Genomic DNA, 14,357 nt, shown 5'->3' with positions numbered 1-14,357 from the left:
CCTTGAAACCCATTTTTTCAACAGCTTTCAGCGTAGACTCGCTGAGGGGTAATTCTTTAAATTCCAAATAAATATCCTTAGTTTTTTTATCTTTTATAAAATAAACCGGGGAGTACTTTGGAGCATAAAGAATCCGGTTCCTTTTTACATAAGAGTTATTGTATCAATCATAGGTGATCCTCACTAGACTGTAAAGGGCTGTATGAGCTGTTAGGCTGATACAGAAGGAGAAATAAATCATGACTGCAAACGACTTATTAGCGGCAATATTTCATTTAGATTCCGGATATGGTGGGCTACTGTTTTTTCTCTTTCCAGGACTTTTTCGGGAGAATTCAGCTGCAGGAACTGGCTGGTCAACACGGCTGTCATACCGGCTTGGGCAGAGGCGATGAGCTCATTATTTCCTCCATCTCCTACATAAAGGCACTCTTCAGGATGTACAAAGAGCCTGTCTGTACAGAGTATAAATATTTCAGGATCGGGTTTCATAAAACCTTCATGACAGGAAAAAACGGCAGTGTCAAAGCAGCTTGCTAAATCCGAATCTGCCCATCCTTCAACCTCAATGACATCGGCATTACTGACAAGCCCCATCTTATACCCGGCGGCTCTGATGTTTCTCAAGGATTCAACGACTCCCTCTGGAGGATGTTTCAGGCAATAATGAAAGCGTATACGTCTTTCTGATGCACATTCACGGAGAGTTTCCTCAGAAATAGAGGGGTCGATTTTCCAGGCCACATCCCGAATAATATCCACGGGATCAATAATCCTGCCAACCAATCTGTTCCGGGACTGATTAAACAGAGCATCTGACCATTCCTCCCGGGAAATACCCAGTATTTCATAGGAATTCCTTCCGGGCGCATCCTTCAGATGACTCAATGTCGTCAGAGTGGTAAATAGATCAAAGAGCAGGGCTTTATATTTCATATATAATTTCCTTTATGGGGATTCTCTTCTTGCAGGAGAATGTGTTGACCGCTATTATGGCATCGCCGATTGTTAATCTGCATAAGGGGCGGTGCCAGACTATACCCACCCTCTGGATGAAGCACGTCAGTTCATCTATAAATCAAAAACTGGGAGAAAACCATTGAACGAACTCCTCTGGTTTGCCATGATGTTGGCAAATTTCCTCTTTATTTTACTTTTTTACAGACTCTTTGGAAAGACAGGCCTCTATATCTGGATTCCTATTGCCGCCATAATCGCCAATATTCAGGTACTGAAACTGGTTGATCTATTCGGGGTAAATGCGACCTTGGGGAATATTGTGTATGCCTCAAGTTTTCTGGTAACTGACATTTTATCAGAGAATTATGGTAAGAAATCGGCAACCAGGGCCGTGGTTGTGGGATTTTTATCCCTGATTGTATCGATGTGTCTCTTTCAGGCGGCCCTCTGGTTTCAGCCATCCCCTGATGATTGGGCCAATGAATCACTCAAAAACATTTTCGGATTGATGCCCCGGATTGTCCTGGCCAGTCTTCTGGCTTTTGGCATGTCACAGAGTCATGATGTCTGGGCCTATAATTTCTGGAAAAAGAAATGGCCAGCCGACCGTTTTATCTGGATCAGAAACAATGCCAGTACCATGATCAGCCAGCTGATAGATTCCATCGTGTTCACCCTGGTTGCATTTGCCGGGACCCTGCCTTTAAATGTGCTTTTACAGATATTCCTGTCTACATACATACTGAAATGGATTGTCGCCCTACTCGATACCCCTTTCATTTATCTGGCTGTCATGATGAACAGAAAGGGACTTATCCCCGAAGAGATCTAAGCTTTTTCCTTCGCCTCTCTGACCAGCAATTCTTTTAAAGACGCTGGATCGGAGCAGGCGAGAAGGTCTTCAATAAAATGAGGTTTATTCAGAATGGCGCTGATGGATGATAGAAACTGAATATGGGGTCCTGTGTTTTTTTTGGGAGACAGGGTCATGATGAAAACCTTCGTGGGTAGCCCATCGAGTGAATTAAAGTCGATCCCCTCCTTCTTCAGGCCGATGGAGACAACCAGCTCACGAACACCATCAGATTTCCCGTGGGGAATGGCTATTCCATTCTGCATACCCGTACTCATGGATGCTTCCCTGTCTAATACGGACTGCAGACAGTCTGCATAATCAAGCAGTTTTCCATCATTATCCATACGATCAACCATCTCATAAAGAATACCGTTTTTATCATTCCCTTTTAGATCCATGATGATACAATGTTCACTGATCTCCTTGAAGAAGTTGTTCTGCACTCGAGTGTTGTCATCAGCGGCCAGTTCTTTTTTCAATTCCCCGGGCCTGGCCATGGTTTTAAGACTCTCAATAGTATTATTAACTTCAAGGAGAGATTCATAGACAACCGTTTTGATGTAAAAAACATCTTCTGGGTCGGAAACAACCTCAAAAGAATCAGAATATTCATGAATGGTTAAAAAAACATCATCCTTTCGAATCTGATAAATGTGATGATCCAGTTCCATATCATGAAGATAAAACCCTTCTGCCCGGAGTGCTCCAACAACCCTGGACAGGGCCAGATGCATCAATTCATGAGAGGGAAAGTCAAAATCATTGACAACTGTTTTTGTACCCTTCATTTCTGTTCTGGTACCCATTCCCTCCTTCTTCAGAAGGAGAGTCAGTATGGGCGGCGGAATTAAAGTGGTCATAAGGGTCATAAGCACAGCCACACCGAACTGGCTGGGATTGAGGATTCCGGCGGAAATTCCAATTCCTGCCATAATCAGTGCAACCTCTCCCCGGGGAACCATTCCTACTCCAATTCTGGAAGCGCCCAGAAGATTGAAATTTAAAAACAGAGAGGGAATACCGCATCCGATCATCTTGGACAGGATACCCACCAGAGAAAATAGGGCACCTGCCATGAGGACCTCGGGTTTGAGGACCACACTGACATCTACCAGCATACCCATGACACAGAAAAAGATGGGCACAAAAAACTCCTGAAGGGGATGGATTTTTTCCTGTATGATAAAACTCAAGTCGGTTCGGGAGAGAGTGAGTCCCATGACATAGGCTCCGATGATCATGGCCAGACCCGCTTTTTCAAAAAGACCAGACAGAATCAGGGCAAGGCCCAGGCTCATAATAGCGATGGAAGTTTCACTGTTGAATATTTTGAGGCTGTTCCCGATTTTACGGGCAAAAAGCAGGCCGACGACTGTAAATCCAAGCCAGACTCCAATGGCTTTCAAGGCAATGAAACCGATGGAGCCCCAGTGGACTGTTCCTCCATGGCCTGTCATAACAGAGACAATCCCGAGAACAATGGCCAAAATTATAATTCCCAGGACATCATCGATGACTGCTGCTGCCAGAACCGTCACTCCCTCGGGAGAATCCATTTTTCTTTGTTCGGAAAGGATACGGGCCGTGATACCCACGGAGGTAGCGGTACTGATGACTCCCAGAAAAAGATTCACAGGAGCCGTCATGGGAAGCCCTGTTATCAGGCTTCCTGCCCAGGCTCCGGATATGAAAGAAACAACAACACCGCCAATTCCAATCACTGCTCCTTTGACAGAAAAGCGAAGGAACAGGGATAGATCCGTTTCCAATCCAGAATGAAACAAGAGGATGATAGAAGCCACGGTGGAAAAGGCATACAACTCGGGTGTAACGGGAAACTCCGGATTAACCAGGGGAAAGAGTCCATGCTGAAAACCGAAAAAAGGAAGACCACCCAGGAGATAGGGGCCAATAATGATACCTATCATCAATTCTCCCAAAACCGAGGGCATATTGATTTTTTTCATAAGATAGCCGCCCAGTTTGGCGGCGAAAAGGATGATTCCTATCTGAAAAACAAGTTCTGTCATCTTCTCAACAAGACTGCTTTCCCCAGCGCCATTGGCAAATAAGGGAGATGTAAACAGGACAAGAAAAACAGAAATGATTATGAGACTCTTCTTACGCACGGTGGTATCCTAATGGTGTTTGTTTCTTTTAGTTCACACAATAACAACAATTTAGGATTGTGAAAATAAGAAATGAAAAATGTCAGAGATTAAGGGATAAATTTTTTCGAAGAAAAGAAAGCCGGTCAATTTTAAAGTTGGGAGAGATACAGAGGTATTTCATTCATGGATATCCATTTATCACAAAAAGAGACAACCCGGCCTCTTTCGTATAGGTCTGAATAGGCTCAGTATATTCATTTTTCAACTGTCAAATACAAGATGAGTCATGGACAGCCTGGTATCAGAGCCGCAGTTAACAAAAGATGAAAAGGCACATCCCGTTTCTTTGCAGGCTTCTTCAAGGTGACTTAGATAATAATAGAGTATTTCCGGATTATAGTTTTCATCACATTGACCATCCTGTTCCAGATAATCTTTGACACTGCACTTGTCCAGACGGCTGTTATCTCTGTGAAACAGGATATCATTGATCTCTTTGGATTCTTTGTCACCGCTGATGACCATGGTCCTGATGCGGTTCACCTGACCACGGTTGGAACTGTTTTTAGTTTCAAAGAGAAAACTGAATCTGGTTTCAGGAGATATTTTCCTCTTGATCAATTCATTGCGGATCTGATCATTCATGGGATAATCCTCAGTATGCCGGCCTCCCTTTTCAAGAATATCTCGATAGAGAGAAATCAGATTTTCACGCTCCGAACTCTGAAGGTATTCAAGCAATACCAGGCCATTAAATTCCGGTAGATCGAAACGTTTTATATACTGGGCTATTGTTTCAATAACCTGATCTATCAGTTGCTTTATTTCATCATGCTTTCTATACCCAAGGAGGATGAACATGGTGAGAGGATGCATCTCCTGGATCAACTTTTCTGCCATACCCATTTTTTTATACTGTTCGTCATCCTGAAACAAATTGTAATGATCTTTCCATAGGCGTATCAGCAGATTCCGTCTAAACAGAGCCTGTTCTTCCTTTTTTCCATCCAGAGACTTCTCCACACTGTTCATGGATAGATCAGAAGACACATCCAGCTTCTGACGAGGATGCTGCCGGTTCCATTGCTGGATCAGTGATGTAGTGACAGTCTTTTCAAGTAAATCTCTGCGGAACTGCTTGTACAGAACAGCAAAGAAAAGAATTTTGGTGACATCCAGAATATCCCTTCGGTGCCGAACGACATCATCCAGACGAATATCTATACGGTTGAGGCAGTTTTTTAACAGTAGTTTTCGAATGACATCAGGCTTATACTCGGTAACTGGTACTTCATACCCTGTGGAACTGTTTTCTCCCCTGATATGATTGTTTTTCAGAACACTCAAACCGGTGGTGTTCAAAACAAGAGTCATAGGCATGGATAAAGGCAGGACCGACTCAGAAGGCAACACCGCCTGAAGCAGGGAAGAGGACAGAGGTGGTGGATTCTGATAAGACCTTTCGGCTGGAGACATACCCGTCATTATAGACATAATCCCCCTGTTTTGCAGTCATGGTCAAGTAAATAATTTATTTTGGACATTTTTCTATGAATAGTCCAGATTGATCCTGTATCCGCTGTGCGCCCTGACGTTCAGAACCTGCCCCCCCTGGAATAGAAGATACTGTCCTTTAATGCCCATGAGGACAGCTTCGATGATCTTATCCCTGTCCAACTTGAGGGATTTGACCTTTTCGGGATACTCAAGAACCGGATATTCCAGAACAAGGGCTTCCTTATGATCGGTGACCCATGAGGAATAAGGTTCCATCAGATCCGCTGCCAGTTTTTCCTTCGTTTGAACCAGAGATTCAGGGGATACCTGATTTTTAAGCATCCGCTGCCAATTGGTTCTGTCTGTGAAGGAATCTTTAAGAAACACTTCCAGTTCTCCCGCATGAAAACGATTGGGACATTCGGCAAGAATCAGACCCTCGCTGGCCCCCTGATCAATCCAGCGGGTAGGAATCTGGTCCCGACTGGTGACACCTACCTTCACAGCACTGGAGAGGGCCAGATAGACATAATGGGGAACATTGTGATTCTTTTCCTCCCATGCCGGGTCTCTCCCCTTTCCTTCATGGGCTCTGCAAAGTTCCGGCCGGATGATGCATTCAGAATTTTCGGAGGCATTCCTGAAACAATCATAACAACTCCCCTGGGCAAAGGTCTTATTTATCTTTTTACCGCAGACCACACAATGAATAATCCCTTCAAAATAGATTTTGATAGTTTCCCCCAGGAGGGAATTCATCTGAATCTGTTCATTTTCTCCCTCCAGGGTATATTGAATAGGTGACTGATACACACTGTGCATTTTCCGTATATTTATTTCTGTCACAATAAACTCCCCGTTTCTTCCTTCTTTACAGCAGAAACTCAATGAATTAAGATATTTTTATATATTACAGCTTTAGCAGGAGTTGTTCATGCATAAATTATCTCAAGCTACCATTCTTCCGTTTTTGGTAGTCATGGTCCTTCAGTCCTGCAGCACTGTTCCCGGAGCAGCCGGTGAAGCGATGACTATGAAGGAAGATCAGGAAATCACAAAAATCCAGGAAGATCTGATTGATTCTGCCCAGTGGGCTCTGGGGAGAAAGTCCCTTGAAATTAATGGCAGAAAATTCAATATGGATTGTTCCGGTGTGGTCATGGCCGTCTATTACAAAGCGGAAATTGATCTTCAACCTTTTCTGAGAAGTTATTCCGGCGGAGGCGTTCAGAGACTGTATGAGTTTATGGAGGATAGACAACTTCTCTACAAACAGCCCCATCTGGAACCGGGAGACTTGCTCTTCTGGGATAATACGTATGACCAGAACGGTGACGGGAAAATAAATGATACCCTGACCCACATAGGTATGGTGGTGAGCATAGACGATGGGGGAAACATTCTTTTCATTCATTATAACTACAGGAAGGGAATTGTATTGGCAAAAATGAATTTATTGTCTCCCGATGACCTGAAAAGAAATTCCCCCATACGAGCCAGAGGGGCCGAAAAAGGTCATGCTACTCTCTGGCTTTCAAGTCAACTCTTGAAACAAGCCGCCCGGGCATATGAACTAAAAAAGTCATAGCTCCGAAACAGCTGCGAATCATCGGTGTAAATCATGGACAGGTCAGGGTGGAATCATTATAATCCACATCAAAACAAAGGAAAATAAAAACCCGTTTTTATTGACCAAGGAGTTATACCCTGGCTGACATATTTATTTCTGGACACAAAAATCCTGATATGGATTCCATCTGCAGTGCTTACTGCTACAGCATTCTTAAAAACGAAATAGACCAGGTTAACCGTTATATTCCCATCCGCTGCGGTCATCTGAATAAACAGACCCGGCTGGTTTTTGAAAAACTGAATCTCAAAGCCCCCCGACTGATGAAGAATATCAGTCCCGTTGTGGCAGATGTTGCCAAGAGAAATATTCCCACCCTGGACATGAACGATCCATTATTCTCGGCTATCCGCCGTCTGGATGAAGAAAATCTCAGTGTAATTCCTGTTTTTGAAGAAGAAACAGAATTTAGAGGCATCATCAGTCTACATGAAATATCCGTTTTTCTGATTAATGATAACCTGATTAAAAGACCTGTGTACCACTTTAGAATCAACAACTTCAAGATTGTAGTGCCCGGGTACTTCTACAGACGGGGAAAGGAACAGGAATTTGATGCCCCCATCATGACCGGAGCCATGCCCTATGAAATAAGCAAGGAACGGATCAATCAGATGCTTCCGCTCAAACCTCTTCTGGTCATTGGTTTGAGAGAAGACATCCTTCAGTTTGCCGTAAAAGAGCAGTTTCCCGCCATCATCCTGACAGGGATGTCTCGGGATGAAGAGATTCCGATTAATTTTTCAAATTATCAGGGAACGGTTTTTATATCCCATAGTGATACAGCCGAGACAATCCGACTCCTCAGGCTGAGCACACCTCTCAAAAATGTGATGAACAGAAATCCTCAGAGCCTTCGAAGTGATCAGAGCTTTGATGAGGCCAAAACAATACTGGTGAACTCCCGCCTCAGGGGTCTACCTGTTTTTGAAGATGATCAATTCTCCGGAATTGTCACCAGGCGCTGTTTTATTGAAAAACCTCAGAAAAGGCTCATCCTGGTGGATCACAATGAAACTGATCAGAGTGTTCCCGGGGCGGAACAAACGGAGATCCTTGAAATATTGGACCATCATAGACTGGGTAACAGCAGGACCAAGGAACCGATTTATGTCTATGCAAGACCTGTCGGAAGTACCTGCACCATCGTGTTCAGTCACTTTCGAATGAACCTGGTAGACATCAATTCTGAAACTGCGACCCTTCTGGTCTCTGGAATCCTGTCAGATACGGTTCTTCTCAAGTCTCCCACCACCACAAATCTGGATAGAAATGCCGTCAAAGAACTCCTCACTATAGCAAACCTGGAACTGGAGTCATTTGGTCAGGAACTGTTCAGTCAAAACTCCTCTTTGGACGAGATGGAACCTGTTGAAGTACTGAAAGCTGATTTTAAAATCTACAGAGAACAACTGAATGTGGGAATTTCACAGGCAGAAGTCATCACCCTTGAAGATATTGAAAAGATGAAAGAGAAATACCTGAATTCCATGGAAGCCCTCAGAAAGAATAAGAATCTGGATTGGGTGCTTCTTCTGGTGACCAATGTCATCAAGGAAGAAAGCTGTCTCCTTGTCACAAAAATGGATGAGGCCGAATCCAAGTTGATTTATGATAAGATCAGTGATCAGCTTTATACTCTGCCCGGCATATTATCGAGAAAGAAGCAGCTTCTTCCGGAAATACTCCGTGTCTTGGAAGAATTAAAATTGAAGCAGAAAGATTAAATGATAACAATCAAGGGAAAAACAGCACTTATCACAGGGAGTGCAAAACGCATTGGCAGAGCCTGCGCCCTGAAGCTGGCCCGTGAGGGTACGGATATTCTGATTCATTACAATACCTCAGAGGATGAAGCGGAAGAGTTGGCCAGGGTCATCAGGATGAATGGACAGAAAGCCTGGGCTATCCAGCAGGATCTATCTTATCCGGAATCAGGAGAGGAACTGATGAGCAAGGCCCTCTCCATTACCAAAAATATTGATTATCTCGTTAATTCTGCGTCATTATTTCCTGAATCGACCTATAAGGATGTTAAAGAATCAGATTTTGGAGCAAACATTCAGGTCAATGCCCTTAGTCCTTTTTTCCTGTCCAGAGCCTTTGCCAGAGAATCCCGGTCGGGAGAGTGCATCATTAACTTTCTGGATACAAGGATTCTGGACAACGATAAACAGCATCTGGCCTATCATATCAGTAAAAGAGTCCTTTTTTCATTGACCAGAATTTTGAGTGAAGAACTGGCACCATCAATCCGGGTTAATGCGGTGGCCCCCGGTCTGGTTATTCCGCCTCCCGGCGAGTCCTATGAATACCTTAAAAAAAGAATACATACCAATCCACTGAATAAGATTGGAACCCTCGATCAAGTCAGCGAAAGCATGCTTTTTCTTATCAAAAATACATTTATAACGGGACAGGTTCTCTTTGTTGACGGAGGCCGTCACTTGAAAGGAAGTTTTTATGGATTATAACGGCATTGATTATAACAGTATGGACAAAATTATCATCTCAGATCTTCAGTTACGCTGTATCATTGGTATTAATCCGGATGAAAGGATCAACAAACAGGATGTGAACATCAATCTCACCCTCTATACGGATTTTTCAAAATCTATTGAAACCGAGGATATTGAAGATACTGTGAACTATAAAAAAATGAATCTGGATATCATGACCCTGGTTGAAAACTCATCCTTTCTTCTTGTGGAAAAACTGGCTTCTGCCGTCAGCGGCTGCTGCCTCGGCTATAAAGGGGTCCAGGCTGCTCGAGTCAAAGTGGAAAAACCAACGGCCCTGCGTTTTGCCCGCTCTGTGGGTGTCGAAATATTCCGGAAGGCATGAAAATATACCTGGGAGTCGGCTCCAATCTGGAACCGGAAAAGAATATTCCGCAAGCCTTGGAAGAGCTTGCATCCCTGGGAATACAGGTAGAATCCCTTTCGACCCATTATAGAACTGAACCTCTGGTTCATAAGGAAAACCCATCCTTCATTAATGGAATCTGGGTCCTCCAGGGATATCCCGGGAATGCATTCGATTTGAAAAAAATTCTAAACCACGTTGAATCTAAGTGCGGCCGAGTCAGATCAGATGATCCCAATTCTTCAAGAACTTTGGATCTGGATATTCTCCTGATGGGCGATTATTTTTCCCCGGACTTACTGAAAATAAATTTTATTTATGTCCCATTATTGGAAATGAATCCCGAGCTGATTCTTCCGGGACAAGGGAAATTAAAAGATCTAATTCATCCCTCTAACAAAGAAAATACAAGTGTAGAGAATATGCATCCATTGATTGAATTTACCGAGAGAATAAGGAGAATGATTCATGAATAAAGAAAAAGTATCTCAGTTGATAAGAGAGCTTCTTGTTGAGATCGGAGAGGATCCCGACAGGGAAGGTCTTTTAAAGACACCCGAGAGAGTCGCCGAAGCCTATAAATTTCTGACAAGCGGGTATTCTATGAATCTTGATGAGATTGTCAACAATGCCGTATTCGAATCAGAAGCCAATAATATGATAGTCTGTAAGGACATCGAAGTGTACAGCCTCTGTGAGCACCATATGCTCCCCTTTTTCGGGGTTTGTCATATCGGTTATGTTGCAAAAAACAAAGTATTAGGTGTGAGCAAATTAGCCCGGATAGTAGACTTCTATGGACGCCGCCTCCAGATTCAGGAGCGCATCACCGCCGAGATAGCCAGAACAGTCAGAGACGAGGTGGAAGCCGAGGGTGTGGGAGTTGTCATGGAATGCCGCCATATGTGCATGATGATGAGAGGGGTTCAGAAGCAGAACTCATCTATGGTAACCTCTTCGGTTCTTGGTAGTTTTCACTCCTCTGTGGCCACAAGAGAAGAATTTATGAGTCTGATCGGTCACTAAATAGAATATTATGCCGTCTGTTTTCAGAGAGCTTTTTGTAGAGTATATTTTGAGTCATCTTATGGGATGATAGAAAATAGTGACCAATAGGAAGGCCCAGTTTTTTCTGTTCCCTTACCAGGGAAGTCAAGTTGGTCCGGTTCAGATAACCCAGTCGGACGGCAACTTCTCCAAAAAGCTCTCCAAACTTTTTTTCCTTGAGAATCTCAAGGATTTCCTCAAATACCAATAGCCCAGTCTCGGAAGCCATTTCACCGATTTTAGGTCTGTTTCTATACTGCCATACGAGAGCTTGGACCAGGTCGGTCCATGAGATTGTCCCCGAATAATACAGATATTCAGCAAAGCGGAGGTTTCTTGCAGGAGTTTTACCGCTGTAAAAAAAATCTCCCGAATCTTTCGTTCCCTTCTTCTTTTCAGTAAAATCACTTTTCACTCTACCGGATTTTTTCTGAGAAATATTTTCTTTGTAAGCCTCTCTGTTTTTGGCCCTGACTGATCTGTCGGGTTCATCCGGTTTTGATGGTGTTTTCTTGCAGACTGTGTAAGGGAGTGGTTCCTTTTGAAGACGCTCCATCAGGATATTAAAGGCATCGTTGAGTTCCTGAAAACGCTGCTGCATTATCCGGGGATCTATTCCAAGCCCGACGGCCAGGTCGGGGTGCGCCTTTTTAGCTTTTGTACGGAAGGCTTTCTTGAGAGAAACTTCATCACCAGGATTGACTCCCTGTCCTGAAATTCCCATCAATAGAAAAAAGGCTTTCTCTTCTTCCCTGGTCAATGTCATCCTCAAGTTTCACACCCTCCTGTTGCTACTAATATAATCGACAAAATAGGAATTTTTATTGAGATCTTCTCAATACTTCATCTATCCATTAAAATCATTGTATGAAAAACCCGATTCCCCGAGTGGCTGCCGTTCATGACCTGTCCGGTTACGGCCGCTCGTCCCTGACAATTGTACTACCGATTCTATCCGCCATGGGCATAAATGTCTGCCCGCTGCCAACAGCTGTGCTTTCCACACAGACTGACGGTTTTAAAGACTATGTCTTTCACGATCTCACCGATGTGATGGAAAAGACTGTTGATCACTGGAAAACTCTTCCTCTCAGTTTTGACTGCATCTATTCGGGTTTTCTGGGGTCCCCCAGGCAAATATTAATACTGGAAGAACTTATCCGTCATTTCAAAACTGACAATCAGCTCATTACCATTGATCCTGTATTGGGAGATGACGGCTCTTTTTATGGGCCGATGAGTCATGATATGATGGAGGGGATGAAAAAACTGGTCGGACATGCCGATCTGGTTACGCCAAACTACACGGAGGCCTGCTTCCTGCTGGACAGGGATTATGAAAAGGAAATCACACTGAAAGAGGCGGCTGATCTTCTTCAGGAACTGGCTTCAAAAGGACCGGAGAAGGTTGTGATTACCAGTATCCCTCTCAAAGGAAAGGAGGGCATCAATACCGTCCTGGCCTATGAAAAAAAATTCCACCGAACCTGGAAAGCCGAAACCCTGCATATTCCAGTCTCCTACCCTGGTACGGGGGATATTTTTGCCAGTGTGATCACTGGAAAGCTCCTTCTGGGCGACAGCCTCCCGGCAGCCATCGACAGAGCGGTCCATTTTGTCAGTCATGCTATCAGAAACACTTTTGGCCATAACACACCCCGGAGAGAAGGAGTTCTAATGGAAAAATCTATCTACCAGTTGATGGCTCCTGAAAACATGAGCCTCTGTGAATTGATGGTCTTAGAGTGACATTTTCAGTATACGGAACCGGAGCTGTGGGAGCCTACTATGGTGGACGTCTGGCCGAAAGAGGCAATACAGTTCACTTTTTGGCACGAAGTGATTACAGACAGATCAAGGAAAAGGGAATCAAGGTCAACTCCCCCCGGGGTGATTTCCATCTGGAGACCCCGTCTGTCTTCCAGGATGCCCGCAGGATGCCCCCCTCGGACGTTCTCCTGATATCTCTGAAGACCACTGCGAACAAAGGGCTGAGAGAGCACTTGATGACCCTGGTCCATGAAAAAACGGCTCTGGTCATCCTTCAGAACGGCCTGGGGATGGAAGAGGAATTTCAAAGCTGGTTTCCTGACAATCCCATATTGGGGGGAATGTGCTTTATCTGTGCCCGGAAGAAGGAACCGGCCGTCTTTGAACACCTGGATTATGGCCTCATAACTCTGGGAACCCTGGATAAAAAAGAGCGGCCTTTACGGGACCGTATCGGCAAGTTGATGGAGGAAGCGGGAATACCTGTGACTCTGGTAGAGGATCTGAAGGAGGCACGTTGGCGGAAATTGCTGTGGAATATTCCTTACAATGGCCTCAGTGTGACCCTGAACTGCAATACAAAGGCAATGATGGAAAATAGGTACTCCAGAAAAATAATAGAAACCCTTATGATGGAAGTATTGGAGGGAGCGGCAACTTGCGGCTGCCCCATCGGAAAGAAAGCGGTTGAAAAGATGCTGCATTTCACCGAGAAGATGACTCCCTATGAACCCAGTATGAAACTAGACTATCTCTCAGGCCGCCCTATGGAAATTGAATACATGTATGACAGACCTCTGCAGGCCGCATCTGATAGAGGCTGCACCATGAAGGGAGTATCCCTGCTCAGAGATCAGCTTAAGTATATTCAGGAACAGTATTCAAAGCTAAAGCCGGGACAGTAGGTTCTGAGCCACAAAGATCTCTGAGATTTTTCCGGAAGTATTCTGTACGGAGACAACCTTGCGTATAATCAGCCGTTTGATGGCCTCCTGAAGCACTTGATCGGGATAGCCGAGGTTCTGGGAAGACCAGCGTAGGAACTCTCTCAGATCAATCCTGAACTCGCCGCTGCCCATGTCTGTTTCCGGGTGACTTTTGACGTAAACGGCCAGTCCCATAATCACCTGTTTTTCATCATTAGACCCCAGAAGATACTCAATCAGCTGATCTGCCTTTCTCAATCGTGAAGAGAGAGTTTTGATCATTTTTGATGCAAAGTCAGAACTTTTATTCACCATGTTATAGAATGCATCCGTATCCAGCATGATTAATTTGGTCTGAACCTTGGCCACAGCCGTTGCCGTTCGAGGCTTGTTCTCGATGATCGCCATTTCACCAAAAAAATCCCCTTTTTTCAGTACTGTCAGAGTTTTATAGGAGTTTTTACCTGTTTTTTTCCGAATTTCGACCTCACCTGCCATGATGACATACATGACCCGGCTCATTTCGCCCTCTTTAAAAATAACGGCGAGGGGCGGTATATTCTGCATCATCTTATTAAATGAATGATCCTGTGCTTTCATGCTCTATACTCCTGCTGCCCAACTGACCGCATGCGGCCATCATTGTTTCCCCTTTACTCTGGCGGGTCCGGCAGTAATATCCTGCGTCTTTCATT

15 protein-coding genes are annotated in these 14,357 nt (G+C 44.3%); 9 read left to right on the top strand and 6 right to left on the bottom strand.

The window, feature by feature from the left end:
* Positions 1-237: 237 nt before the first annotated feature.
* Positions 238-936, bottom strand: coding sequence for an HAD family hydrolase (locus tag PF479_RS08080; RefSeq protein ID WP_298004666.1), 699 nt, complete (start codon positions 934-936; stop codon positions 238-240).
* 91 nt (positions 937-1,027) lie between these two features.
* On the opposite strand from PF479_RS08080, the gene PF479_RS08075 reads away from it, so the two are divergent.
* Positions 1,028-1,792 (top strand): queuosine precursor transporter, encoded by a 765-nt coding sequence (locus tag PF479_RS08075; protein ID WP_367277213.1) that lies wholly within the window; start codon positions 1,028-1,030, stop codon positions 1,790-1,792.
* Here the strand turns inward: PF479_RS08075 and PF479_RS08070 are convergent.
* From PF479_RS08070 to PF479_RS08060, 3 genes are all read right to left on the bottom strand, one after another.
* Positions 1,789-3,945, bottom strand: a complete 2,157-nt coding sequence (locus PF479_RS08070; protein ID WP_298004663.1) for a cation:proton antiporter — start codon at positions 3,943-3,945, stop codon at positions 1,789-1,791. The two genes, PF479_RS08075 and PF479_RS08070, sit on opposite strands and share 4 nt — an antisense overlap.
* Positions 3,946-4,188: 243 nt before the next feature.
* On the bottom strand, positions 4,189-5,421 hold the full coding sequence (locus tag PF479_RS08065) for a hypothetical protein (protein ID WP_298004661.1): 1,233 nt from the start codon (positions 5,419-5,421) through the stop codon (positions 4,189-4,191).
* Between the two features lie 54 nt (positions 5,422-5,475).
* Positions 5,476-6,270 carry a DUF2797 domain-containing protein gene (locus PF479_RS08060; RefSeq protein ID WP_298004658.1) on the bottom strand — a complete coding sequence of 265 codons (795 nt, stop codon included), beginning with the start codon at positions 6,268-6,270 and terminating at the stop codon, positions 5,476-5,478.
* 88 nt (positions 6,271-6,358) lie between these two features.
* Between PF479_RS08060 and PF479_RS08055 the strand changes: the two genes are divergently transcribed.
* From PF479_RS08055 to folE, 6 genes are all read left to right on the top strand, one after another.
* Positions 6,359-7,012 (top strand): NlpC/P60 family protein, encoded by a 654-nt coding sequence (locus tag PF479_RS08055; protein WP_298004655.1) that lies wholly within the window; start codon positions 6,359-6,361, stop codon positions 7,010-7,012.
* Between the two features lie 119 nt (positions 7,013-7,131).
* The gene (locus PF479_RS08050; RefSeq protein ID WP_367277214.1) at positions 7,132-8,781 is read left to right on the top strand and encodes a putative manganese-dependent inorganic diphosphatase; all 1,650 of its coding nucleotides are present in this window, start codon (positions 7,132-7,134) and stop codon (positions 8,779-8,781) included.
* Complete coding sequence (locus PF479_RS08045) at positions 8,782-9,528, top strand: SDR family oxidoreductase (RefSeq protein WP_298004652.1); 747 nt, start codon at positions 8,782-8,784, stop codon at positions 9,526-9,528.
* A complete protein-coding gene (locus tag PF479_RS08040) occupies positions 9,518-9,898 on the top strand; it encodes a dihydroneopterin aldolase (RefSeq protein WP_298004649.1) in 381 nt (126 codons plus the stop codon). Before PF479_RS08045 ends, PF479_RS08040 begins: the two co-directional genes overlap by 11 nt.
* Positions 9,895-10,395 carry a 2-amino-4-hydroxy-6-hydroxymethyldihydropteridine diphosphokinase gene (gene folK, locus PF479_RS08035; protein WP_298004646.1) on the top strand — a complete coding sequence of 167 codons (501 nt, stop codon included), beginning with the start codon at positions 9,895-9,897 and terminating at the stop codon, positions 10,393-10,395. The genes PF479_RS08040 and folK overlap by 4 nt, the downstream gene beginning before the upstream one ends.
* Positions 10,388-10,945 carry a GTP cyclohydrolase I FolE gene (gene folE / locus PF479_RS08030; protein WP_298004643.1) on the top strand — a complete coding sequence of 186 codons (558 nt, stop codon included), beginning with the start codon at positions 10,388-10,390 and terminating at the stop codon, positions 10,943-10,945. Before folK ends, folE begins: the two co-directional genes overlap by 8 nt.
* Here folE and PF479_RS08025 read toward each other — a convergent pair.
* Positions 10,923-11,738 (bottom strand): hypothetical protein, encoded by an 816-nt coding sequence (locus PF479_RS08025; RefSeq protein ID WP_298004640.1) that lies wholly within the window; start codon positions 11,736-11,738, stop codon positions 10,923-10,925. The two genes, folE and PF479_RS08025, sit on opposite strands and share 23 nt — an antisense overlap.
* 95 nt (positions 11,739-11,833) lie before the next feature.
* Between PF479_RS08025 and PF479_RS08020 the strand changes: the two genes are divergently transcribed.
* Positions 11,834-12,715 (top strand): pyridoxamine kinase, encoded by an 882-nt coding sequence (locus tag PF479_RS08020; protein ID WP_298004637.1) that lies wholly within the window; start codon positions 11,834-11,836, stop codon positions 12,713-12,715.
* Positions 12,712-13,641 (top strand): 2-dehydropantoate 2-reductase, encoded by a 930-nt coding sequence (locus tag PF479_RS08015; protein ID WP_298004634.1) that lies wholly within the window; start codon positions 12,712-12,714, stop codon positions 13,639-13,641. The genes PF479_RS08020 and PF479_RS08015 overlap by 4 nt, the downstream gene beginning before the upstream one ends.
* Here PF479_RS08015 and PF479_RS08010 read toward each other — a convergent pair.
* Positions 13,624-14,262, bottom strand: coding sequence for a cyclic nucleotide-binding domain-containing protein (locus PF479_RS08010; protein ID WP_298004631.1), 639 nt, complete (start codon positions 14,260-14,262; stop codon positions 13,624-13,626). The genes PF479_RS08015 and PF479_RS08010 overlap by 18 nt on opposite strands.
* Between the last annotated feature and the right edge of the window lie 95 nt (positions 14,263-14,357).

This window comes from Oceanispirochaeta sp. (assembly GCF_027859075.1).
Lineage (GTDB): Bacteria > Spirochaetota > Spirochaetia > DSM-2461 > DSM-2461 > Oceanispirochaeta.
Note: the sequence above shows the minus strand (reverse complement) of the source record. Positions and strands in the feature narration are given on the sequence as shown.

Bases quoted from the DNA above. Each gene is read 5' to 3' on its own strand.
- PF479_RS08020 (WP_298004637.1), top strand. From the start codon at position 11,834: ATGAAAAACCCGATTCCCCGAGTGGCTGCCGTTCATGACCTGTCCGGT.
- PF479_RS08080 (WP_298004666.1), bottom strand. From the start codon at position 936: ATGAAATATAAAGCCCTGCTCTTTGATCTATTTACCACTCTGACGACA.
- folE (WP_298004643.1), top strand. From the start codon at position 10,388: ATGAATAAAGAAAAAGTATCTCAGTTGATAAGAGAGCTTCTTGTTGAG.
- PF479_RS08055 (WP_298004655.1), top strand. From the start codon at position 6,359: ATGCATAAATTATCTCAAGCTACCATTCTTCCGTTTTTGGTAGTCATG.
- PF479_RS08065 (WP_298004661.1), bottom strand. From the start codon at position 5,421: ATGTCTATAATGACGGGTATGTCTCCAGCCGAAAGGTCTTATCAGAAT.
- folK (WP_298004646.1), top strand. From the start codon at position 9,895: ATGAAAATATACCTGGGAGTCGGCTCCAATCTGGAACCGGAAAAGAAT.
- PF479_RS08010 (WP_298004631.1), bottom strand. From the start codon at position 14,262: ATGAAAGCACAGGATCATTCATTTAATAAGATGATGCAGAATATACCG.
- PF479_RS08045 (WP_298004652.1), top strand. From the start codon at position 8,782: ATGATAACAATCAAGGGAAAAACAGCACTTATCACAGGGAGTGCAAAA.
- PF479_RS08040 (WP_298004649.1), top strand. From the start codon at position 9,518: ATGGATTATAACGGCATTGATTATAACAGTATGGACAAAATTATCATC.